The following is a 22,806-nucleotide window of genomic DNA, read 5'->3' as shown; positions in this document are numbered from 1 at the left end:
GGAAAGCCACTAATTTCATACATTCCGCACCCGTATGTGCGGCGTTGGTGTGGCTAGGGAAAAGCGTCGCTGAAACAGGTGGGTAGTGCTCAGACGGATTCACGACCCGGAACGGGGAGCATCGTTCACGGAATATGCCGGGGTCCTCGTGCTGGCCGCGGCAATCGTGGCCGTCCTGGCATTCTCCGGTATCGCGGCACGCGTCGCTGAAACAGTCGACTCCGCGGTAGCGGCCATCCTCGGCGGCGACCCCATGGACGCCCCTGAGGGAGACGGCACCACCCCGAGCGGGGGAGGGGGCGTTACGCCGGACGGGTCCGGGGAAGGGGCTGGCCAGCCCGGCACACCGGACTCCCCGCCGGAGAACGCGCCTGCGGACGGCACCGGCTCTGACGAGGGCACCATCGTGCCCACGGGGGGTGGAGGCAGCGGGCCGACCGCGGCCGACCAGAACACCGGTGGCGGACTCTTGGACACGATCAGCCAAGGGCTGAAAGACGTCGGCACCGGCATCTGGGACGCGGGCGCCGACTTCGTCACCGGGATCAAAGACGACGCCGTCGGCCTGTGGGAAGGCGCCAAAAAACTGTGGAACGACCCGGGGCAGTGGTTCTCGGACGCCAAAGACAGCATCGTCGAAGGCGCCAAGAACACCTGGAACCAGGTGACCACCGACCCCGGCGGGTTCTTCCTCGACCTGCTCGTCAGCGATGAGGTCCAAGAAGACTGGAAGAACGGCGACAAGACGCATGCCGTCGCCCAAGGCATCGCGGAAAACCTCATCGGCCTGATCCCCGGCGTCGGCTGGTACAAGAAAGGCAACCGGGCCCTCAACGTCATGGGCGGCAAGGACCGCGGCTCCGAGACCACCCCCGGACCGGTCCGCGCCGACGGGGACCAGCCCGGCGACAACCGCCGCAGCGACGACGAAACCACCCGGCCCCCGGCGCGGCCGTGCCGGGGCAACAGCTTCGTGCCGGGCACGCTCGTGCTGCTGGCCGACGGCACGTACGCCCCCATCGAAACCATCACCGTGGGGGACGACGTGTGGGCGTTCGACCCGCGCACCGGCACCGAAGGCCCCCGCACCGTCACCGACCTGCACACCAGCCACAGCACCACCACCCTGGTGGAGCTCACCGTGGACGACGGCACCGAGCACGGCGGTGTCGTGGTCGCCACCGACGCGCACCCGTTCTGGGTTCCCAGCCTCGCCACGTGGGTGGCCGCCATCGACCTGGAACCGGGCACGTGGCTGCGGACCAGTGCCGGAACCTGGGTCCAGGTCCGTGCGGTAGCGGTCCGCACAGCCGAAGCCCAGCGAGTCCACAACCTCACCGTTGCCGACCTGCACACCTACTACGTTGCGGCCGGAGCAGCCGACGCACTCGTCCACAACGAAGCAGGGTGCATCGACAAGTCCCACCCCATCGAGGTCGAAGCCGGCCCTGAAGCGGCCCAGGAGTGGCGGAAACGCTGGGAAGAACAAGGACAGGCCCTCAGCCACCGGCGGAACGTCGCGGTCGCCGACATCCGCATCGACGGTTTCAACGCAGGGCAACTGGTGAGCGTCAGCGGGCAGAACGGACGTCCCGGCACGGTAGAGCTGCCCGCAAACCCCCGCTACACGCCGAAACCCGACATCAACCGCGACGGCTCGGTGGGAAACACCCGGGAATACGAGACGGAACGCAAAATCCTGGAGCACGTGGCACAGCAGTTGAACCCGCGCAACCCGGACGGGAGCATCACCGCGCCGCGCACCGACATCACCGGGGAAATCCACCTCTACACGGAGCTTCCCCCATGCCATTCCTGCGGTCGCGCCCCCTCCGGTGACGATCCGGGAGGGATCATCGAACAGTTCAAGAGAGAATTCCCGAACATCGACGTGAAAGTCACCTACGGCGACGGGCAGACCTACCCCTGAGCCTGAAAGAAAGGAGAAACAGAAAGCTCGCGCAAGGGAGCAGGCCCGGGGAAGCCGACGGCTCAAGGCACGGAACGAACCATTAGTCGCGGGTCGGCGCCACCCCCGGGCAGAATTCAGGCTGTCCGCGGCCCGCAGGCAGAACAACGGGGTGCCCGCACACGGCGCCCCGGCCACAAGCGGAGAAACAGGGAACGTCCGAGCAGCACCCTCGGGCTTTCGGGGAAGAAGAGGTGACGGCCATGGGAAGAAGCGACTCTGCGCCTTTCGACCCTGAGTGGTTCACGAAAGAACTGATGGAACGGGGAATCGCCACCCCGGAGCAGATCACAGGCTGCACCCCGGAAGAAGTCGCCGAGGTGCTCGCGGAGAAAAAGGACGTTTCCGTGCCGCAAGCCTACGTCGACTTTCTACGGTGCGCCGGGCGGAGCGCAGGAAGCCTCTTCCAAGGCTCCGACATCCACTATCCGGACTGCCTGGGGATCAACGCATATGCCGAAGAGTTCGCGCGGGACGACGACCCTGGGCTCACCACGGAAGGGCGGTTCTTCTTCTACGTCCACCAGGGCTACGCGTTCTACTTCTTCGAACACGGCAAAGACGGCGTCTGGAGCTACGTCGAAGGAGACGGCGAGCCGCGGAAGTACGCGGCCACGTTCGTCGAATTCCTCAGCAGCCAGCTCGACAACGCCACCCGGACGGCACGCCGATAGGACAGCCGCCCGATCCGTCGGGAAACCCCCGTGCCCCGGCAGGCGCCGCACCGCAGCCGACACCCGCACACACCCGACGCGGCACGCCCGGGCGGACGCGAACCGTCCACCCAGACGTGCCGCGCACGATATTCAGGGCGCCGTCACCCTGCACCGGAAACTGGGAGCACACTCACCCGTGCCCGGAGGGCAGCAGACCCGCCCAGGCTACGGCCGCTCCTTCGGGCTCGCGGTCAGCGCCGGGTCGCGCTCAACAGCGTCCCCCAGGATCTCGTCGATACGGCGCATCAGCTCGGCGTCGAGCTTCACCCCCGCCGCCTTGGCGTTGTCCCGCACCTGCTCCGGCCGGGACGCGCCGATGATCGCCGCCGACACGTTCGAGTTCTGCAGCACCCACGCCACCGCCAACTGCGCCGGAGTCAGCCCGGCCTCCGCGGCCAGCGGCAGCAACTGCTGCACCCGCTCCAGCAACTGCTGGTTGTCGAGGAACTTCCGGATGAACTGGGCACCCGACTTCTCGTCCGTGGCCCGAGAACCGGAAGGCGGCGGCTGCCCCGGCTTGTACTTGCCGGTCAGCACGCCCTGCGCGATCGGCGACCAGACGATCTGCCCGATGCCTTCCCGCTTGCACAGCGGCACCACTTCGGCTTCGATCACCCGCCACAGCATGTTGTACTGCGGCTGGTTGGACACGATCCGGTCGAAGCCCATCTCGTCGGCGATCTTCAGCGCCTGCTCGATCTCCTCGGCACGCCACTCCGAGACACCCACGTAGAGGACCTTGCCCTGGCGCACCAAGTCGTCGAAGGCGCGCAGCGTCTCCTCCAACGGGGTGGCGTAGTCGAACCGGTGCGCCTGGTACAAGTCCAGGTAGTCGGTGCCCAACCGGCGCAGCGACTCCTCCACCCCGCGGATGATGTGCTTGCGCGACAGGCCCCGGTCGTTCTTCCCCGGACCCACCGGCCAGTACACCTTGGAGAAGATCTCGATGCCGTCACGGCGCTGCCCTTTGAGCGCCTTGCCCAAGACCTCCTCGGCACGCCCCTGGGCGTAGACGTCGGCGGTGTCGAACGTGGTGATGCCCTCGTCCAGCGCAGCGTGCACGCACGCTATCGCCGTCTCCTCTTCGACCTGGGAGCCGTGGGTGATCCAGTTTCCGTAGGCGATTTCGCTGACAACAAGTCCGCTCTTGCCGAGATGACGGAATTCCATGACCGTACACCTTAATTGCTCGGCCCACCGAACTTACTCGGAAGTACGGCCGTTGTGGCGCAGTCAGCGGCGGTGCTTCGCCAAAAAGTCGTCTCCCACGTTCACCCGAGGCTTCGGCAGCCGCAGCTTGCGGATCTGCACCTGGCGCATCACCGCGTACATGCCGGAACCGCGGACGTTCTCCGTCTCCTTCGGATAGTGCTCCGCGATCAGCTTCTTGACGCGGCGCGCCGTGAAGAAGCCCTCGATGACGATCGTCACCATCATCATGGGCCACACCACATAGGCGGCGAACAACTGGACCTCGGGCACGGGCACGAACATCAGCACGATGATGGCCAGCGAAAAGTACAGGAAGAACTCGCTGAGCGTGCGGCGCGAGTCGACATAGTCGCGGGCCAACGCACGGGCCGGACCGAGGTCCTGGGGCCGGAAGTAGCGGTCCTCCGGCTTGACCAGCCCGGCACGCTCCCGCTGCCGCCTCCGCCGCTCCCGCTCCCACATCAGCTTGTAGGCTTCCCGACGCGTCTTCGGGGCGGACAGCGGCCTGCGGAGCTCCCGGGCTGCTTCCTTGCGTTTGGGAGTGGGAACCCCCTTCTTCGGGGAGTATCCCTTGCGGGCAGGCGCTTTGTCGGTCTCAGACTTGGTGGAATTGCTCATGACCTGCTCTTGGGATGCTGAGGCGGAGCGACGACGGAACACACCCATCAGGGTAGCCGCTCACCACTCATAGCGGCCCTCGGGCAGAGCGCATAAGGTTGAAAGAAGCGCCCGCTGGGAACAGCCGATACGGACCGAGAAAGAGGACGGCCACGCCGATGAGCGTGTTTCAGCGACTTTCCATGATCTTCAAGTCCAAGGCGAACAAAGCCTTGGACGCCGCGGAAGACCCGCGGGAAACCCTTGACTACTCGTACCAGAAGCAGTTGGAACTGCTGCAGAAGGTGCGGCGCGGGGTGGCTGACGTCGCTACTTCCCGTAAGCGTATCGAACTGCAGATCCAGCAGTTGGAGCAGAAGGCCGCCAAACTGACCAACCAGGGTCGGGCCGCGCTGGCGCAGGGCCGGGAAGACCTCGCCAGGGAAGCCCTGGAGCGCAAGTCCGCGCTCCAGCCGCAGCTCGACAGCCTGCACGAGCAGCACGCCCAATTGCAGAGCGAGGAGCAGAAGCTCACTCTGGCCGCCCAGCGGCTGCAGGCCAAGGTGGAAGCCTTCCGCACCCGCAAGGAGACCATCAAGGCCACCTACACCGCCGCCCAGGCCCAGACCCAGATCAGCGAGGCGCTCACCGGCATCTCCGAGGAGATGGGCGACGTCGGACTGGCGATCCAGCGCGCTGAAGACAAGACCGCGGAACTCCAGGCCCGCGCTGGCGCCGTCGACGAACTGCTGGCCTCGGGGGCGCTGGACGACCTCAGCGGTGCGCCCCGCGACGACATCCAGGCGGAACTCGACCGCATGGCCAGCACCGACGCGGTGGAGCGGGAGCTCGAAGCGATGAAGCGGGAGCTCGGCCAGGGCGGAAACGCGCCCAAGCAGATCGAGGGAGGCGGCGCGTGATCGTCCGCATCATGGGCGAAGGGCAGCTGGACCTGTCCGAAGCCGACCTCGACGTGCTCAACGACTTCGACCGCAAGCTGGAAGAGGCCATCGAATCCGGTGACGAGGCCCGCTTCCGGGTCGCGCTGCACGACCTGCTGGCCAGAGTGCGCGCGGACGGCAAACCCCTGCCCGACGACTCCCTTCAACCGTCGCAGTACATCCTTCCGCCGCCCGACGCGAGCATGGAAGAAGTGCGGGCCATGCTCGGGGACGAAGGGCTCATCCCCGACAGCCTGTAGCCGCGCTCACCGGTCCGGACGGGGCCGCCACGACCCTGGCGGCCCCGTGTTTCGTTTCCGGCCCTCCGGTCAGTGGGCGTCCGGGGCCCTCCTGCCCGACCTCGTAGGGGTGTACCCGGACCCGATGGAAGGCGGTGTGACGTGGCACGCACCAGGTTTATCCCCGACCGAGGGCTCACCGTCCGCATGGCGACCACCATGGTCCTGCTGGCCCTCGTCTACGCGGCGTTCGTGGTAGCGCTGCTGTGGGCCGGCATGCCGTGGTGGCTCGTCCTCCTCGTCGTCGGGGGCGTGGCACTCGTCCAGTACTTCGCCTCCGACCGCATCGCCATGGCCGCGCTCGGCGCCCGCGAAGTCACGCCGCAGCAAGACCCCGAACTGCACGCGGTCGTCGACCGCCTGTGCGCCCTCGCGGACATGCCGAAACCGAAAGTCGCGGTCGCGCACACCGACGTGCCCAACGCATTCGCCACCGGGCACAGCCGGGGAAGCACCATGGTGTGCGTCACCACCGGGCTGCGGCGCCGGCTCGACAACGTCGAACTGGAAGCGGTGCTCGCCCACGAACTGTCCCACGTGGCGCACCGCGACGTAGCTGTGATGACCGTCGCCGCCTTCCTCGGTATCGTCGCGGGCTTCCTCGTCCAAGCTGGGACCCGGTTCGCGCTCCTCACCGGCGGCGGACGCAGCCGGGAAGGCGGGCCTGCGCCCGCGGTCATCGCGCTGCTCGTGGTCGTGATCAGCGCGATCGTGTGGGCGTTGAGCTTCCTGCTGACCCGCGCCCTCTCCCGCTACCGGGAGCTGTCAGCCGACCGCGCCGCCGCCTACCTGACCGCCCGGCCGTCCGCGCTGAGCAGCGCACTCGTCAAAATCAGCGGGGACATGGCCCGCATCCCCACCCAGGACTTGCGGCAGGTCGAACCGTTCAACGCGTTCTTCTTCACCCCCGCGCTGAGCGGGAAAGGCGTCAGCCTCAGCGCGCTCCTGTCCACCCACCCCCCGACCGAACAGCGGCTCGCGCAGCTCGCAGAGATCTCCCGACAGTTGGGAAGGGGAGCCTGAACCGTGGCCCGGCACCACCGACGGAGCCTCCGGCGGCGGATCACCGACCTGGTCGACACCCTGCTCGGCCGCACCCGGCCCCGCCGCGCCAACCTGGACCAGCTTTTCGCGCTGCCGTCCGCCGCGATCACCCTCCGCGTCGCCACCGGGCTGCGCCCCACCGGCCACGCCTCGGTCGCGTTCCGGCCCGCCGAAGGCGAAGCGTTCGCCACCGTGCAACAGGAGATCCTGGACCTGCTCAACACCGGCAGCGGGCCGACAACCGAAGTGCAGCGGGACGAGTACGGCTACACGTGGCTGGTAGTGCGCTCCCCCGCCAGCGAAGAAGGAGGAGGACTCACCGGCCTGGTCACCGACCTGCACGCGGTCAACTCCAGCCTGGAAAGCGCCGGGTTCGGGCCGTCCCTGCTGTGCTCGCTCGTAGTCTTCGCTGCCCCGGACGGGCGGCGCCTCGCCCTCGTCTACCTGTACAAGCGGGGAACGTTCTACCCCTTCGCCCCCAAAGGCGACCACGACCGGGACAACGCCCTCGAACTCCAGGTCAGCGCCGCACTCGAAGGGGAACTGGCCATGGAAATGGACAAGAGCCGCTGGTTCCCCGTCTACGGTGCGCCCGGCCTGTGACCGGCCCCGCTCCCGTGCTTGGCGAGCGCTTTCCGGCACACTACAGGGGTGCGTATCGTGATCGCTCCTGACAAGTTCGCTGGAACCCTCACCGCGGTCGAAGCAGCCGAAGCCATCGCAGACGGCTGGCGCTCCGTCGACCCGGACACCCACTGCACCCTGGTGCCGCTCTCCGACGGCGGCCCCGGATTCGTCGACGTGCTGCACACGGCGCTCGGCGGCACCCTCGTCGCCACCGAAGCCACCGGGCCGCTCGGCACCCCGGTGCAGGCCCGCTTCCTCCTCGTCGGACAGACCGCCTACGTGGAAAGCGCCCAAGCGTGCGGCCTCCACCTGCTGCCCGCTAAAGACCGCAACCCGGAAACCACCACCACCTACGGGGTAGGGGAGCTGATCGGCGCAGCCATCGACCGCGGCGCCACCACCGTCGTCGTCGGCCTGGGCGGCAGCGGCACCAACGACGGGGGAGCGGGCATGCTCGCCGCCCTCGGCGCTACGCCCGCCGAACCACTGCGGAGCGGCGGCGGTGCCCTCACCGGCCTAGACCGCGTCGACCTGGCCGCGGCCCGCGCCCGCGTCGCCGGCATCCGGCTCATTGCCGCCACCGACGTGGACAACCCGCTGCTCGGCGCCCACGGCGCCAGCGCCGTCTTCGGACCGCAGAAAGGCGCGGACGCCGCCCAAGTCCAGCGCCTGGACGCCGCGCTCGCCCACTTCGCGGACCTCACCGACCCGGAGACGACGCTGCGCGCCACGCCCGGAGCCGGGGCAGCCGGCGGGCTCGGCTACGGACTGCTGCTGCTCGGCGGCACCGTCGAATCCGGGGTGCGCAGAGTGCTGGGCGCGGTCGGCCTCGACACCCTCGTGGCCTCCGCCGACGCGGTCATCACCGGGGAAGGGTCCTTCGACTCCCAGTCCCTGCGCGGCAAACTCCCGCATGGGGTAGCGCAGACCGCGTCCCGGCACGGCGTGCCCTGCGTCGTCCTCGCCGGCCGGGTCGCCGTCGCGGAAGAAGAAGCCGCCGCGGCAGGCGTCACCGCAGCCCACTCCCTCGTCGAATCCGCGGGATCAGTGCAGGCCGCCCTGGAGCACTCCGCGCGGGAACTGCGCCGCCTCGCAGCCCGCGTCGCAGCGGACTGGCCGCGCTGACCTGAGGTAACGACCGTGATACAGGCAGCAGGCGGGAAGAAGAAAGACACGTCACAAGTGTTCCGGGATAGCGAGCGTCTCCCCGGAGCACCTACTCTGAAGAGTGCACTGCACAGGGAATGCTGCAACGAGCCCTGACGTTTGACGCGTCAGGAATCCTAAGGTCGCCCAAGGCGGCGGCCACCCCGTTTTGGAGGAGTTTCGCACATGACGGCTGAGACTGACGCCACCACGCAGGGGGTCACCCTCACTGACGCGGCGGTGGAGAAGGTCAAGTCGCTGCTGGCCCAGGAAGGCCGCGACGACCTGAGACTGCGTCTAGGAGTGGCGCCCGGAGGCTGCTCGGGACTGCGCTACCAGCTCTACTTCGACGAGCGCACGCTCGACGGAGACATCATCACCGACCACAACGGGGTCGAGCTCGCCGTCGACCGCTACAGCATGCCCTACCTCATGGGCGCCACCATCGACTTCGTGGACACGATCGAGAAGCAGGGCTTCACGATCGACAACCCGAGCGCGCAGAACTCCTGCGCCTGCGGTGACTCCTTCCACTGATGGGTCACTCCCCGCACACCTCGCCGTGAAGGCTACGGGCCCGCCCCACCCCCGTGGGTGAGCGGGCCCTTTCGCTGTTCTGCGGCTTACCGCACTCTTCGAGCGGGGTGGATACAGTTGTGCCGTCTGTAACCCGTTTCTGACTCCGAGGAGTCCGTCGCTGTGCGCATCGCGGTCACCGGATCCATCGCTACCGACCACCTGATGACCTTCGAAGGCCGGTTCGCCGACCAGCTCATCGCCGACCAGCTCACCCAGGTCTCCCTGTCCTTCCTCGTCGACGAACTGGAAGTACGCCGGGGAGGGGTCGCCGCCAACATCAGCTTCGGCCTGGGCTGTCTCGGACTGAACCCGATCCTGGTCGGCGCGGTCGGCGCGGACTTCGCCGACTACGCCGCCTGGCTGGAACGCCACGGTGTCGACACGTCCGGGGTGCACGTCTCCGAGATGCGGCACACCGCCCGGTTCGTGTGCACCACCGACCGGGACCACAACCAGATCGCCTCCTTCTACGCGGGAGCGATGGCCGAGGCGCGCAACATCGAACTGTGGCCGCTCGCCCAGCGCCTCGGCGGCATCGACCTGGTCGTCGTGGGAGCCAACGACCCGGAGGCGATGATCCGGCACAGCGAAGAATGCCGGGTGCGCGGGATCAACTTCGCTGCCGACCCCTCCCAGCAGCTTGCCCGCATGGAAGGGCCGGAAGTGCGCTCCCTGGTCGAAGGCGCCCAATACCTTTTTGCCAACGAGTACGAAAAAGCGCTGACCGAGCAGAAGACCGGGTGGAGCGACGCGGAAGTGCTCGCCCGCGTAGGCGCCCGGGTGACCACCCTGGGCGCCAAGGGGGTGCGCATCGACCAGGCCGGAGAACCCAGTCTCCACATCCCCGCCGCCCACGTCTCGGAGGCAGTCGACCCCACCGGTGCGGGCGACGCGTTCCGCGCCGGATTCCTCGCCGCCCTCTCCTGGGGGCTGGACCTGGACCGCTGCGCCCAGGTCGGCAACGCCACCGCTGCCCACTGCCTGGAAGTGAGCGGCCCGCAAGAATACCGGCTGACCAAGGAAAGCCTGCTGGAGCGGATGGCCCGCTCCTACGGCGACGACGCAGCGGCCGAGGTCGCCGACCGCATGTCCTGACCCGGCGGGACGGCTGTGCCCGGGAAGCGAACCGCCGCGACAGCCCTGCGGTTGGTCAGCGCACCTTCCGAAGGCGCGTAGAGTAGATACCCGACCCTCGTGTCCGGGCATCTCGGTGGTGACCTGTTTCTGGTCCACGCGCTCGGCATGAAGCAGCCCGGGCGCTGAGACGCGTGCCGGGATCTCTACGCCACGCCGCCGCGTGCGGGGTCATCGCGGCGGTAGGGAACAGCCCCGTCCCGCAGGAGACGGGCAGGGCCGTCGAACGACGCCTCCCAGAACTAGGCGAGCCTTACCTGGGATTCCCACCTTTGTGTGAGAACTGAACACTGTGGAGGACTTGAATGCGCTACACCGGACCGAAGGTACGGTTGTCCCGGCGCGCTGGCGTTCCCTTGACCCGTAAGGCGGTCAAGTACTTCGAGAAGCGTCCTTACCCGCCCGGTGAGCACGGCCGTCGGGTGCGCCGCTCTACCAGCGACTACGCCGTCCGTCAGGCGGAGAAGCAGAAGCTGCGCTGGTACTACGACCTTTCCGAGAAGCAGCTGGCCCGCGTCTACGAGAACGCGAAGAAGCGTCCGGGCCGTACCGGCGAGGAGATGATCGCCGAGCTCGAGCTGCGGCTGGCCACCGTGCTGCTGCGGGCGGGCTTCGCCGCCTCCATCTACGCGGCCCGCCAGTTCATCAACCACGGCCACATCACCGTGGACGGCAAGAAGGTGGACATCCCCTCCTACCAGGTCAAGCCTGGCCAGATCGTCAGCGTGCGGGAGAAGTCGCGCAAGCTGGTCCCGTTCATCGAGGCCGCCGAGGGCGTGCACGCCGACGAGAAGATCGCCAGCTACCTGGCGGTCAGCCACAAGGACCTGACCATCGCCGTGGTGGACCGGCCCAAGCGCGAGCAGGTGCCGGTTCCCTTCGACGAGCAGCTCGTCGTCGAGTACTACGCCCGCTGATCCAGCTTGGGCACTGGGGCCGCACCTCTGCACGGCACGGGGTGCGGCCCTCGCCGTGGCAAGGGCGCCCGTCCTCGTCAGTACATGCGCTGCACGTGGAAGGCGCTCCCCCTGCTCAACGGGACCTCGCGCAGGAACGTGTGCCGCTTCATCCGACACCACGCCGGAATGTCGGTCCGTGCCGCTGGATCATCGGCGGTGACCGCGATCACTGATCCAATCGGCACTTCCCGCAGACGGTTTGCGAGCATGATGATCGGCACCGGGCACTTGCGGCCGATCGCGTCGATGGTCAGCAGCGGCTGCTCCGACACGGGGCTTCTCCTTGTCTGACGAAGGTGTGTCCTAATCTTTACCCCGACGGGTCGCTAAGAGGTACCCGGTGAAGCGCCTCGTGATCACGGCGATAATCTCGGCTTAGCCAGTCCTGCGGTTCCAGGGGCCGCCAAGGTTACGGTCAAGGGCTAAGCCCGCACAACGGACGTTGTGCAACACGCTGACCAGCGGTCCCCGGAGAAGGGACGCTGGAGCGTCGCGATAATGTTTCCGCTTGACAGGCTTTTTTGGCATAGGACCCGCCCGCACACAGTGCGGCATCACCGCTGGGAAGGCAATCCGTGAGTCCGACCCGCCATAGGAATCGGCGCCACGCGCTGCGCCGATGGGCACCACGCGGCGCCGTGCTCGCCGCGCTGGCTGTGGCCGCGACCGGCTGCGCGTCGAACGAGTTCACTCGTCTGGGGCTGCCGGAGCCGATCACTGAGCAGGCAGAGCGTGTCGTCACGCTCTGGCAGGGCTCGTGGGTGGCGGCGTTCGCGGTCGGCATTCTCGTCTGGGGGCTGATCATCTGGTCGGTGATCGCCTATCGGAAGCGCTCTGAGCAGCTGCCGCCTCAGGTGCGCTACAACATGCCCATCGAGGCGCTCTACACCGTTCTGCCCATCATCGTCGTCTCGGTGCTGTTCTACTTCACGGCCCGAGACCAGACCTACCTGCTGGAGACCGACGAGCCCGCTGACGTCTACGTCGACGTGAACGCGTTCCAGTGGAGCTGGCAGTTCACCTACGAAGACGAGCTCGACGTCAACGGCAATCCTGTCTCTGTCGCCGGGGTCCCGTCCACCAGCAAGGACGAACTTCCTGTCCTGGTGCTGCCGAGCGACAGCGTCGTGCACTTCGACCTGGAGGCTCCGGACGTCATCCACTCGTTCTGGATCCCCGCGTTCGCGTTCAAGCTGGACGTCATCCCGGGACACCCGAACGAGTTCCAGGTCAAGATCAAACCCGGCGTTGAGGGAGACTACGAGGGCCGGTGTGCAGAGCTGTGCGGTTACGACCACTCGCGTATGCTCTTCACCCTCCGCGTAGTCACTCCTGAGGAGTACCGGGCGTGGATCGAGGAGCAGAAGGCCAACCCCCAGGAGCTGCCCGCGGTTCCCGACCTTGAGGAGGAGGCTCCTGCTCCCAACCCGGGCCCGGCCACGGCCACCCAGGACTCCTCCGACACCGCGGCCACGGCTGACGATGCCGCGACCACGGCTGAAGAAGAGGATGGTCAGTAGATGACGACGACGGTTGAGACTCCGACGGCGACCGTCCGGGCATCCGCCACAGCTCGGCGGGCCACCCCGGGCTCGAAAATCGTCAGCTGGCTGACGACAACCGATCACAAGGTGATCGGGTACATGTACCTGATCACCTCGTTCGCATTCTTCCTGCTCGCCGGTGTCATGGCGCTGCTGATCCGGGCCGAGTTGATGTACCCGGGCATGCAGCTGATGAACAACGAGACCTACAACCAGTTGTTCACCATGCACGGCACGATCATGCTGTTCCTGTTCGCGACGCCGCTGTTCGTCGGGTTCGGGAACGTGCTGCTGCCGCTGCAGATCGGGTCACCCGACGTGGCCTTTCCCCGGCTCAACCTGTTCGGGTACTACCTGTTCCTGTTCGGCGGCCTGATCGTGGTAGCCGGGTTCATCACGCCCGGCGGTGCGGCGAGCTTCGGCTGGTTCTCCTACGTGCCGCTCTCGGATGCGGTCCGTTCCCCGGGGCTCGGTGGCGACCTGTGGATCATGGGTCTGGCCATCAGCGGTCTGAGCACCATCCTCGGCTCGGTGAACTTCATCACCACGGTCGTGTGCATGCGCGCCCCCGGTATGACCATGTTCCGCATGCCGATCTTCACGTGGAACGTGGTGCTCACCAGCGTGCTCGTGCTGCTGGCCTTCCCGGTGCTCACCGGTGCCTTCGCCGGGCTGGCGGCTGACCGCATCATCGGTGCGCAGATCTTCAACCCCGAGCACGGCGGGCCGATCCTCTACCAGCACCTGTTCTGGTTCTTCGGCCACCCGGAGGTCTACATCATCGCGCTGCCGTTCTTCGGCATCGTCACCGAGATCCTCCCGGTGTTCAGCCGCAAGCCGATCTTCGGCTACAAGAGCCTGATCGGCGCCACCATCGCGATCGCGGGACTCTCCATCACGGTGTGGGCGCACCACATGTTCCCCACCGGCGCGGTCCTGCTGCCGTTCTTCTCCTTCATGACCTTCCTCATCGCGGTGCCGACCGGCGTGAAGTTCTTCAACTGGATCGGCACCATGTGGCGCGGCCAGCTCACCTTCGAGACGCCGATGCTGTTCTCCATCGGCTTCATGACCACCTTCCTGTTCGGTGGCCTCACCGGTGTGATCCTGGCCTCCCCGCCGCTGGACTTCCACGTCACCGACTCGTACTTCGTGGTGGCCCACTTCCACTACACGGTGTTCGGCACCGTGGTGTTCGCGATGTTCGCGGGCTTCTACTTCTGGTGGCCGAAGTTCACCGGCAAGATGCTCAACGAGAAGCTGGGCAAGCTCCACTTCTGGACGCTGTTCTTCGGCTTCCACGGCACCTTCCTCATCCAGCACTGGCTGGGTGCGGAAGGCATGCCGCGCCGCTACGCGGACTACCTGCCGGCGGACGGCTTCACGCTGCTCAACCAGATCTCCACGGTCTCGTCCTTCGTCCTCGGTGCGTCCACCCTGTTCTTCCTGTGGAACGTCTGGACGACCGCGAAGAACGCTCCCAAGGTGACCGTGGACGACCCGTGGGGCTACGGCTGCTCGCTGGAGTGGGCGACCTCCTGCCCGCCGCCGCGGCACAACTTCGTCTCGCTGCCGCGGATCCGCTCTGAGCGGCCCGCCTTCGACCTGCACCACCCGTACGCGGCGACCCCCGCGGTCGCTGAGCCGGCCACGGCGAGCACGAAGTAGAAAAGGAGCACCATGCGAGTTCAAGCACTCCTGTTCATGGGTGTTTCCAGCTTCTTCGGCGCGGTCGCCGTGATCTACGCCTTGGGAAGCTGGTACCTCACCGGCCAGGTGGAGTGGACCGGTACAGTCACGCTCGCCATTGCCATCGGCTTTGGGTGGATGGTCGGCTTCTGGCTGCTCATGGCAGCCCGGCGCAGCGAGCACTACCACGGCCTGCCGCCGGAGGAACGGCTTGATGCGGAAATCGAGGAGGGGGCCGGCGAGTACGGCTTCTTCAGCCCGCACAGCTGGTGGCCGCTGTTCGTCGCCATGGCAGTGGCGTTCACCGCTGTGGGCGTTGCGGTCGGCTGGTGGATGACCGCGATCGGCTTCCTCGCGATCATGCTCACCGTCATCGGCTGGGTCTTCGAGTACTACCGCGGAGAATTCCAGCACTAGACCGATTCCAGAACAAAACAGGGCGGCGCTTCCTTCGCGGAACGCCGCCCTTTCGATATCTTTCTGATCACGGGCCACGTACGTGTCGAAATTGTGACACGTAACGACGGCCCTTTTTGCTTTTTTCCTTAAACTTTCCGGCCGGGCAACGCGTCCTACCACGGCAGAACCATGTTTAACCGGACGAGATCAGACACTGGAGGTCGCACGAGTGGAGGGTAGAGCAATCCAGGCGGCTCGCCGTCTTGGGGTTGGAGTGACGGCGGCAAGCCTCCTCTTCACCGTGGCGTGCTCCGGTACAGAAGAGGCCAGTGGGGTCCGCAACGAGTCACCCACCGCAGAACTCACCATTGTTCCCGCGAACGGGGAAACCGAGGTCAGGCCAGACACTCCCATTACGGTGACCGCGACCCGGGGAACCATTGAGGATGTCCAGGTCATTCAGACCCCTCTCCCCGAGGAGGGATCTGAGGCCTCAGCTTCTCCCGAGGCGGAGAACACTGCTTCCGACGAGTCGGAAGAAGGCCCGTCCGAGGTTGACACGATCACCGGCACCCTGAACGAGGACAAGACCGAGTGGGTCAGCGACTGGACGCTGATCCCCGGCAGCACGGTCACCGTAGTGGCCAAGGGGAAGAGCCCGGAAGGGGACGTCACCGAGTTCACCAGCGAGTTCACCACGCTCGCGGCTACTCCCGGCAAGCGGCTGGAGATCCAGTCGAACTTCCCGGTCAGCGGGGACGTCGTCGGTGTGGGCATGCCGGTCATCATCAACTTCGACCTGCCTGTGGAGAACAAGGCTGCGGTTGAGGCGGCTCTCGAAGTGATCTCGGAAAAACCCACCCAGGGAGCGTGGAACTGGTTCGGCGACCAGACCGTCGTGTTCCGCACCGAAGAGTACTGGGAGCCCTACCAGAAAGTGACCGTCAACATGCGCTTGGCGGGCGTGCAGGCCGCCGAGGGCGTCTACGGGGTCAAGAACTACCAGCTCAACTTTGAGGTGGGCCGGTCGCAGATCAGCGAGGTGGACAACGACACCCACCGGATGATCGTCACCCGGGATGGGGAGCAGATCAAAGACTTCCCCATCAGCAACGGCAAGGGCACAACCCGGGCCTACACCACCACGTCGGGCATCCACCTGACCATGGAGAAGTACCAGCACCTGGTCATGGACTCCTCCACCGTCGGTATTCCGCCAGGACACCCTGACTACTACCGGGTGGACGTCAACTACGCGGTACGTTTCTCCAACAGTGGCGAGTTCACCCACGCCGCACCGTGGAACGGTTCGCTTGGGCAGGCCAATCTCAGCCACGGGTGCATCAACATGAGCACCGAGGACGCCCGGTGGTTCTACGAGAACTCCTACATGGGCGACCCGCTGATCGTCGTCGGCACCGACCGGGAACTGGAAGTCGACAACGGCTGGGGCTACTGGCAGCGCTCCTGGGAGGAGTGGCTGGCCAACAGCACCCTCGGTGAGCCGGACCGCACCGACGAACCCGGCTCGCCGGGCCGTCCCCACGGCACGATCGGAGAGCAGGCCGAAGCTGCAGAGTAAGCAGGAGTCGGCTGCACCGCCACACGGCGAAGGCCCCCGCACCGCTGGGCGGGGGCCTTTCTCGTGCCAGAAGGTGCGCAAGCGTCTCAGTCGGGCACAGCGGGCGTATTCCCCCTTCCCCCTGCCGAAACCTCAGGGAAGGCCTGGCGTGTCGGGAAACGCGATCCTGGGCGCGTTAACGCGGTCCTGCGGTCAGGCGGCCGCTGGTGCGGGCCGCCCAGGGGCCTGCCCCGGCCTGCCCACGGCAACCCCAGGGTGCGCCCTCTCGTCGCTGCGCGGCCATCCCCGGCCACTGCCCACACCACAGCGCGCCCTTCCCGCCGCGCTCCAGGCGTGCTGCGCGCACAAGAGAAGGCCCGACAGGGAAACCCCTGCCGGGCCTTCAGCCGGTCTGTGGGCGGCGTAACGCCGGTCAGTGCTGTCCGGCCTTCTCCTCGGTGCGCTGCTCGCCGTGCAAGGCGGAGTGCGGCACCACGTCCTCGAAGGACACGTTGTCCTTCGTGTACCAGTGGGCCAGCCGGATCCGGAGCTTGCCGAGGAAGCCGCGGGCAGCGGGAGACTCCACCCCGTTGGCGTCCACGGTCGGCGGCACCGTCCGGAAGCCCTGGTACTTGGCGCTCTGCAGCACCTCGACCGTCTCCGGCGAGGACTCCTTGTGGACCTCGATGAACTCACCACCGGGGAGCTGCGTAATGGTGCCGCTCTCGTAACCGTGCTCCAAGGTCGCACGGTCCCGACGCTGCAAACCAAGGCAGATCCGCTTGGTGATGATGAACGCCAGGATCGGACCCACGATCAAGGCGATCCGGAAGATCCACGTGGTCGCAAACAGGCTGATCTGGAACGTGTGCGACAGGATGTCGTTCGAACCAGCCAGCCAGAGCACACCGTAGAAGGTGATGCCGGCGGCGCCCAGGCCGGTGCGGACCGGGACGTTGCGCGGCCGGTCGGCGATGTTGTGCGCCCGCTTGTCCCCGGTGATCCACGCCTCCAGGAACGGGTAGATCGCCAGACCGCCGAAGAGCAGGCCCATGAAGCCGAGGCCAGGGACCAGCACGCCAGTCACGACCGCGTACCCGCCGATGTCGAAGTCGAACCAGTCGGGGAACAGGCGGAGCGACCCCTCCAGGAAGCCCATGTACCAGTCAGGCTGGAGACCCGAGGTAATGGACGTCGGAGTGAACGGGCCGAACAGGTGGATCGGGTTGATCTGAACGAACGCGCTCAGACCCGTGATGGCCGCGAACGTGAAGAAGAAGAACCCGCCTGCCTTGAGCGCGAAGCCTGGGAACATCGGCGTACCGATGACCTGCTTCTCGGTCCTGCGCGGTCCTGGGTACTGGGTGTGCTTCTGGTACCACAGGATGATGAAGTGCGCTGCGATCAGCGCCAGCAGGATGCCCGGCAGCAGCAGGATGTGCAGCATGTACAGGCGAGGAATGATCGCCTCGCCGGGGAACTCACCGCCGAACATGAAGAACGACAGGTAAGTCCCGATCACCGGGATCGCGAGCAGCACACCCTGGAAGATGCGGACACCCATGCCGGACGGCAGGTCGTCAGGCAGCGAGTAGCCGAACAGGCCCTCGACGATCGCGATCGAGAAGATCGCCACGCCGATGAGCCAGTTGATCTCGCGCGGCTTGCGGAACGCCCCGGTGAAGAACACCCGCAGCATGTGGACGACCAGCGAAGCCACGAAGATCAGCGCTGCCCAGTGGTGGATCTGCCGGACCAGCAGACCACCGCGCACGTCGAAGGTGATGTGCAGGGTCGAGGCGTACGCCTCGCTCATCTCCACCCCGCGGAGGCGCTCGTACGAGCCCTCGTAGACGGTGTGCGACATGCTGGGGTTGAACCACAGCGTGAGGAACACACCGGTGAGCAGCAGGATGATGAACGAGTACAGCGCGATCTCGCCCAGCATGAACGACCAGTGGTTCGGGAAGACCTTGCGCAGGTTCTTCTCCGCGGTCTTGGCGAGATGGAAGCGGTCGTCGATGTAGTTGCCGATGCCGCGCAGCGCCTTAGGCGCCTGTGGTGCCTGGTTGTCGCTCATCAGTCCTCAACTCCAGCGTCCCAGAAGGTGGGGCCGACCGGGGCGGAGAAGTCTCCGGCCGCGACGAGGTAGCCCTCCTCGTCGACCCTGATGGGCAGTTGCGGCAGAGGCCGGTGCGCCGGGCCGAACACCACTGCTGCGCCGTTCGCGGCGTCGAACGTGGACTGGTGGCACGGGCACAGGATCCTGTGCGTGGTCTGCTCGTACAGAGCGGCCGGACATCCCACGTGGGTGCAGACCTTGGAGTAGGCGACGATGCCGTCGTGGGTCCACTCCAACTGCTGCTGGGACATCCCCGGACCGAAGTCCTTCGGGTCCATCTTGATCAGGATGGTGACCGCCTCGGCCTGGTCGTTCATGCTCAGACCGTGCTCGGGGTCGTCAGGCTCGGGCAACACCGAGATCATGCTGCCCGGGACAAGGTCCTCAGCCCGGATGCGCCGGTTCGTACCCTCGACAACCAGGTAGGTGCCGTCGCGCCAGATGGTGCGCTTGAGCTTGTCGCCAGGGAGCGGACCCATGTCGCGCAGCAGCACGACCGGGGCCAGTCCCAGCGGCACCATGGCCAGCAGCAGGGTGCGCCGCAGCAGCGGGCGCTTCAGAATACCGCTCTCCTGGGCGCCCCGCATGAAGAACTCACTGAAGGAGCTCTTCTCCTCCTCCGACGAAGGAAGTTCGTCGTAGGGGGAGGAGACCTCGTAGTGCGGCAGGACTCGGCGGACCCACACGGTCATGCCCGCGCCGATGCTGAACAGCGCCAGCGCGAGCGTTCCGCCGAGCAGCATGTTCGCCCACTGGGCGGTTTCCGGGTCAGCGATCGAGGGTGTGCCGTCGCTGTTTGCCGGGAACATGAAGTAACTGACGAAGAACCCGATGCCCGCGAGGAACGCGACGAGGAACCACAGCGAAGCCATCCGCTCCCCTCGCCGCTGCACCTCCTCTGGACGGACATGGGTCTCTTCAGCCGGGTACGGACCCTCGTGCCGGCGGTGCGGGGCATCTTCGGCAGTGGCCAACGTGGCACCCTCGCTCGTGGGGGTGCCGATGACCCGTTCCCGGGACTTATCGGCGTCGTTGTGGTTGGTGTTGTCAGTCATGGGCTCGCTGCTTCGCGGTGATCCAGATCGCGCACGCCACGATCAGGCTGATGCCGATAGTCCAGCCGATGAACCCCTCGGCCACCTGGCCGACCCGGTCCAGGGAGAAGGGGCCACCAGCGTTCGGCTCGTCTTGCAGATTCTTGACGAACGAGATCAGTGCCTGCTTGTCCTCCGGGCTGATGGTGTCGTCGTTGAACACCGGCATAGCACCGGGGCCGACGATCATCGCCTCGTAGATGTCCCGCGGAGAGGCCTCGTCGAGTTCCGGAGCCCAGCGACCGTCGGTGAGCGCACCACCGGCACCCGACCAACTGTGGCAGTGTGCGCAGTTGGTCAAGTACAGCCGCATACCGGTCTCGACATCGCCGCCGCCGACATAGGCGGCGTAGTTCTTCTCGTATTCGGCCAGCGCCGCCTCGTACTCGGCGTCGGAGCCGAACTCTCCGCGCTGCGGTGCGTCGCCGGGAACGTCGTACGGGATGCCCGGACCGCCACCGAACGCGCTCTCCACGTAAGCCGCGAGGTCCGCGATCTCCTGGTCGGAGTAGACCTGCGGCCGGCGGGGCATCTGGACGTTGGGGTCAGCGGACGGCATACGGCCGGTACGGACGTAGAAGTCCACGGCCGCGGCGCCGACGCCCTCCAGGCTGGGCCCCCAGGCAACGGCACTGCCCGTCTCTTCCTTCGTGCGGCCCTTGCCGTCTTCGCCGTGGCAGCTCATGCAGCTCTGCGTGTAGATCTGCTTGCCGTTGGCGATGTCGACCTCGCCTTGCTCGGCAGCCACGGTGTCAGCCACGGCGTGGTTAGAGGTGGGCGAGATGAAGGCGTAGCCCACCCCGAGAAAGGCCAGCGCAACGATGACGACGACATACCCCGCCAGGGGATGCCGTCGTCGCGCGGTAATCCATTTCACGGTTTCCCCGTTCGGGTCACTGGAGTAGGTAGATGGACGCAAACAGACCGACCCAGACGACGTCGACGAAGTGCCAGTAGTAGGACACAACGATCGCGCTCGTCGCCTGCTGGTGAGTAAAGCGCTTCGCGGCGTACGTGCGTCCCAGCACGAGCAGGAACGCGAACAGGCCGCCGAGGACGTGGAGACCGTGGAACCCCGTGGTCAAGAAGAACATCGAGCCGTAGGCGCTGGAACGCATCGTCAGCCCCTCGTGCACGATGAGCTCGTAGTACTCGTACCCCTGGCCGATGATGAAGATCGCGCCGAGGAGGAACGAGATGAAGAACCACTTGCGGAGCTTCTTGACGTCACCACGTTCCGCGGCCCACACGCCGAACTGCGCGGTGAAGCTCGAAGCCACCAGAATAGTCGTAATGGTCGTGGACAGCACGATGTTGAGATGCGCGTCTGGCCACGGCCCGAGGTCGGGGTTGCCCTTGGTCACTGATCGGATGGTGAAGTACATCGCGAACAGCGACGCAAAGAACATGAGCTCGTTGGCCAGCCACACCATGGTGCCAACGCTCACCAGATCAGGACGCTTGGCAGCGCCATGCACTGGTGTCGGTCCTATCTCTTGATTCGCGGTTACTGTCGCCACGCAAGCATTATCGCGGTATCTGACAGGGGGTGTTCCCCGACCCCCCGTAACGGGGTCAAGAAGCGGGTGTCTGCCGGTCAAGGCGCTGAACTCGTTCTACTCGGCGGGGCCCCGCCGGAGCGGCCGGAGTAGCGAGACCGCCCCCCGTTTTCGGTCCGACCCTATCGGTTCGGTCAAGGTATCCAATAGAGACTAGAGAGAGGCGGCACCCCGTCGTCACCAGCACCACGAGGGATAGGCTCGCACAGAGCACCCCGGCCAGTGTAAGGACGGTAACCATGGCGAACACCGGAACCGACAAGTCGGCGTTGATGCGCGTCCTCGTTTACAGCCACGACGCCTCCGTCCGCGAGCAGGTACGCCTCGCAATCGGCCGCCGACCCGCGGCTGACCTGCCCAAGGTCGAGATCGTCGAGTGCGCCACCGCGCCTGCGGTCCTCAAGCGCCTTGAAGAGACCAAGGTGGACGTGGCCATCTTCGACGGCGAGGCCCGGCCCGCCGGAGGGATGGGACTGTGCCGGCAGGTCAAGGACGAGATCTTCGAGTGCCCGCCGGTCCTGCTCATCGTCGGCCGCCGTGACGACGGGTGGCTTGCCGCCTGGTCGCGTGCGGACAAGGTCGTCAGCCATCCCATCGACCCCATCGCCCTGGCCGAGTCCCTGGCCGAGCTGATGCGCGAACGCCTCCGTCAGCTCGCCATCACCCAGTAGGCCCGGAAGAAGCGGGTAACAGCGACCGTGTCACTCGCCAGCGCCGCCGCGGAACCCCGCGGCGGCCGGTTCCTCCGGCCCTTCGCTGACGCACTGCGTCATGGGGCGGACACCGCCCGATGGCGTCGCCTGCCGCGCCCGGCCACCACACCCGGCGCCCTGTGCTCCGAAGTGTCCGTCCCCCACCGGTGAAAGCAAGGAAGCAAGGAATCCTCACGTGAGTGAACGAACCTGGTCCCACCTGATCAGCGCACTGCTGAACGGCACCTCTCTGACGGCCGACGACACCAAGTGGGCAATGAACGAGATCATGTCCGGTTCGGCCACCGACGCCCAGATCGCGGGGTTCGCGATCGCGCTGCGCGCCAAGGGCGAAAGCGTCGCTGAGGTGCGGGGTCTGGCCCAGGGCATGCTCGACCACGCGGTGACGATCTCCGTCCCCGGCGCCACCCTCGACATCGTAGGAACCGGCGGCGACCGCGCACACACGGTCAACGTCTCCACCATGGCCTCGATCGTCGCCTCGGCTGCCGGGGCGCGGGTGGTCAAGCACGGCAACCGGGCAGCCTCCTCCTCGTGCGGCACCGCCGACGTGCTGGAACGGCTGGGCGTGATCATCGACCTGGACCCCGCGGACGCGGTCGCGGTGGCCGAAGAGGTCGACATCACCTTCTGCTTCGCGCCGCTCTACCACCCCTCGCTGAAGTACGCGGCCAAGCCGCGGCGCGAGCTCGCCGTGCCCACCGTCTTCAACTTCCTGGGACCGCTGACCAACCCGGCCCGGCCCACCGCCTCCGCGATCGGCGTCTTCGACCGGAACATGTGCGAGATCATGGCCGGGGTCTTCGCCGAGCGCGGTGTGAACGCCCTCGTGTTCCGCGGCGACGACGGGCTGGACGAGCTCACCACCACGACGACCTCGTCGGTGTGGATCGTCGCCGACG

Annotated in this window: 23 protein-coding genes; 16 read left to right on the top strand and 7 right to left on the bottom strand. The window is 66.6% G+C overall.

The features are described 5' to 3' along the window. Window positions 1–85: 85 nt before the first annotated feature. Together TF1_RS02625 and TF1_RS02620 are read left to right on the top strand one after the other, a co-directional pair. Window positions 86–1,930, top strand: a complete 1,845-nt coding sequence (locus TF1_RS02625) for a polymorphic toxin-type HINT domain-containing protein (protein ID WP_011291449.1) — start codon at window positions 86–88, stop codon at window positions 1,928–1,930. Window positions 1,931–2,172: 242 nt separating this feature from the next. Next, a complete protein-coding gene (locus TF1_RS02620) occupies window positions 2,173–2,643 on the top strand; it encodes an SMI1/KNR4 family protein (RefSeq protein WP_011291450.1) in 471 nt (156 codons plus the stop codon). Between the two features lie 207 nt (window positions 2,644–2,850). Here the strand turns inward: TF1_RS02620 and TF1_RS02615 are convergent, their stop codons facing one another. Both TF1_RS02615 and TF1_RS02610 read right to left on the bottom strand, forming a co-directional pair. Continuing rightward, window positions 2,851–3,855 carry an aldo/keto reductase family protein gene (locus TF1_RS02615; RefSeq protein WP_011291451.1) on the bottom strand — a complete coding sequence of 335 codons (1,005 nt, stop codon included), beginning with the start codon at window positions 3,853–3,855 and terminating at the stop codon, window positions 2,851–2,853. Window positions 3,856–3,918: 63 nt separating this feature from the next. Beyond that, window positions 3,919–4,515 (bottom strand): DUF3043 domain-containing protein, encoded by a 597-nt coding sequence (locus TF1_RS02610; protein WP_016188454.1) that lies wholly within the window; start codon window positions 4,513–4,515, stop codon window positions 3,919–3,921. A gap of 158 nt (window positions 4,516–4,673) precedes the next feature. On the opposite strand from TF1_RS02610, the gene TF1_RS02605 reads away from it, so the two are divergent. The 8 genes from TF1_RS02605 (at window position 4,674) to rpsD (ending at window position 11,181) form a co-directional block, all read left to right on the top strand. Then, complete coding sequence (locus TF1_RS02605; RefSeq protein ID WP_011291453.1) at window positions 4,674–5,414, top strand: PspA/IM30 family protein; 741 nt, start codon at window positions 4,674–4,676, stop codon at window positions 5,412–5,414. Beyond that, entirely contained in the window at window positions 5,411–5,695 is a 285-nt protein-coding gene (gene pspAA / locus TF1_RS02600) for a PspA-associated protein PspAA (protein ID WP_011291454.1), read from the top strand. The genes TF1_RS02605 and pspAA overlap by 4 nt, the downstream gene beginning before the upstream one ends. A 141-nt stretch (window positions 5,696–5,836) precedes the next feature. Next, window positions 5,837–6,757 carry a zinc metalloprotease HtpX gene (gene htpX / locus TF1_RS02595; protein WP_011291455.1) on the top strand — a complete coding sequence of 307 codons (921 nt, stop codon included), beginning with the start codon at window positions 5,837–5,839 and terminating at the stop codon, window positions 6,755–6,757. A 3-nt stretch (window positions 6,758–6,760) separates the two neighbouring features. Further along, on the top strand, window positions 6,761–7,381 hold the full coding sequence (gene pspAB / locus TF1_RS02590; RefSeq protein WP_011291456.1) for a PspA-associated protein PspAB: 621 nt from the start codon (window positions 6,761–6,763) through the stop codon (window positions 7,379–7,381). Between the two features lie 48 nt (window positions 7,382–7,429). Then, entirely contained in the window at window positions 7,430–8,530 is a 1,101-nt protein-coding gene (locus TF1_RS02585; protein ID WP_016188455.1) for a glycerate kinase family protein, read from the top strand. Between the two features lie 207 nt (window positions 8,531–8,737). Next, window positions 8,738–9,088 carry a HesB/IscA family protein gene (locus TF1_RS02580; protein ID WP_011291458.1) on the top strand — a complete coding sequence of 117 codons (351 nt, stop codon included), beginning with the start codon at window positions 8,738–8,740 and terminating at the stop codon, window positions 9,086–9,088. 162 nt (window positions 9,089–9,250) lie between these two features. Then, window positions 9,251–10,225 (top strand): carbohydrate kinase family protein, encoded by a 975-nt coding sequence (locus TF1_RS02575; RefSeq protein ID WP_016188456.1) that lies wholly within the window; start codon window positions 9,251–9,253, stop codon window positions 10,223–10,225. 344 nt (window positions 10,226–10,569) lie between these two features. After that, window positions 10,570–11,181 carry a 30S ribosomal protein S4 gene (gene rpsD, locus TF1_RS02570; protein ID WP_011291460.1) on the top strand — a complete coding sequence of 204 codons (612 nt, stop codon included), beginning with the start codon at window positions 10,570–10,572 and terminating at the stop codon, window positions 11,179–11,181. Between the two features lie 77 nt (window positions 11,182–11,258). Here rpsD and TF1_RS02565 read toward each other — a convergent pair whose 3' ends face one another. Continuing rightward, complete coding sequence (locus TF1_RS02565) at window positions 11,259–11,495, bottom strand: sulfurtransferase TusA family protein (RefSeq protein ID WP_011291461.1); 237 nt, start codon at window positions 11,493–11,495, stop codon at window positions 11,259–11,261. A gap of 303 nt (window positions 11,496–11,798) precedes the next feature. Here TF1_RS02565 and ctaC point away from each other — a divergent pair, with 303 nt between their 5' ends. The 4 genes from ctaC to TF1_RS02545 all read left to right on the top strand — a co-directional run bounded on the left by ctaC (window position 11,799) and on the right by TF1_RS02545 (window position 16,437). Beyond that, window positions 11,799–12,743, top strand: a complete 945-nt coding sequence (ctaC, locus tag TF1_RS02560; protein ID WP_011291462.1) for an aa3-type cytochrome oxidase subunit II — start codon at window positions 11,799–11,801, stop codon at window positions 12,741–12,743. After that, the gene (gene ctaD / locus TF1_RS02555) at window positions 12,744–14,435 is read left to right on the top strand and encodes an aa3-type cytochrome oxidase subunit I (RefSeq protein ID WP_011291463.1); all 1,692 of its coding nucleotides are present in this window, start codon (window positions 12,744–12,746) and stop codon (window positions 14,433–14,435) included. A gap of 12 nt (window positions 14,436–14,447) precedes the next feature. Next, a complete protein-coding gene (locus TF1_RS02550; protein ID WP_016188458.1) occupies window positions 14,448–14,873 on the top strand; it encodes a cytochrome c oxidase subunit 4 in 426 nt (141 codons plus the stop codon). Between the two features lie 256 nt (window positions 14,874–15,129). Further along, complete coding sequence (locus TF1_RS02545) at window positions 15,130–16,437, top strand: L,D-transpeptidase (RefSeq protein WP_016188459.1); 1,308 nt, start codon at window positions 15,130–15,132, stop codon at window positions 16,435–16,437. Between the two features lie 412 nt (window positions 16,438–16,849). Here TF1_RS02545 and qcrB read toward each other — a convergent pair whose 3' ends face one another. From qcrB to ctaE, 4 genes are read right to left on the bottom strand one after another with little or no spacing between them, the layout of a single operon-like run. Further along, the gene (gene qcrB / locus TF1_RS02540; RefSeq protein ID WP_011291466.1) at window positions 16,850–18,496 is read right to left on the bottom strand and encodes a cytochrome bc1 complex cytochrome b subunit; all 1,647 of its coding nucleotides are present in this window, start codon (window positions 18,494–18,496) and stop codon (window positions 16,850–16,852) included. After that, window positions 18,496–19,593, bottom strand: coding sequence for a cytochrome bc1 complex Rieske iron-sulfur subunit (qcrA, locus tag TF1_RS02535; protein ID WP_011291467.1), 1,098 nt, complete (start codon window positions 19,591–19,593; stop codon window positions 18,496–18,498). The genes qcrB and qcrA overlap by 1 nt, the downstream gene beginning before the upstream one ends. Further along, window positions 19,586–20,509 (bottom strand): cytochrome bc1 complex diheme cytochrome c subunit, encoded by a 924-nt coding sequence (gene qcrC, locus TF1_RS02530; RefSeq protein WP_011291468.1) that lies wholly within the window; start codon window positions 20,507–20,509, stop codon window positions 19,586–19,588. The genes qcrA and qcrC overlap by 8 nt, the downstream gene beginning before the upstream one ends. A 16-nt stretch (window positions 20,510–20,525) precedes the next feature. Beyond that, the gene (gene ctaE, locus TF1_RS02525) at window positions 20,526–21,110 is read right to left on the bottom strand and encodes an aa3-type cytochrome oxidase subunit III (protein WP_011291469.1); all 585 of its coding nucleotides are present in this window, start codon (window positions 21,108–21,110) and stop codon (window positions 20,526–20,528) included. Window positions 21,111–21,430: 320 nt separating this feature from the next. Here ctaE and TF1_RS02520 point away from each other — a divergent pair, with 320 nt between their 5' ends. Then, window positions 21,431–21,862 (top strand): hypothetical protein, encoded by a 432-nt coding sequence (locus tag TF1_RS02520; protein WP_011291470.1) that lies wholly within the window; start codon window positions 21,431–21,433, stop codon window positions 21,860–21,862. A 217-nt stretch (window positions 21,863–22,079) separates the two neighbouring features. Beyond that, on the top strand, window positions 22,080–22,806 hold a 727-nt coding region (gene trpD / locus TF1_RS02515; protein ID WP_061783595.1), incomplete at its 3' end, for an anthranilate phosphoribosyltransferase.

The sequence above is a fragment of the Thermobifida fusca NBRC 14071 = JCM 3263 genome, from assembly GCF_001592045.1.
In the GTDB taxonomy this organism is placed as follows: domain Bacteria; phylum Actinomycetota; class Actinomycetes; order Streptosporangiales; family Streptosporangiaceae; genus Thermobifida; species Thermobifida fusca.
Note: the sequence above shows the minus strand (reverse complement) of the source record. Positions and strands in the feature narration are given on the sequence as shown.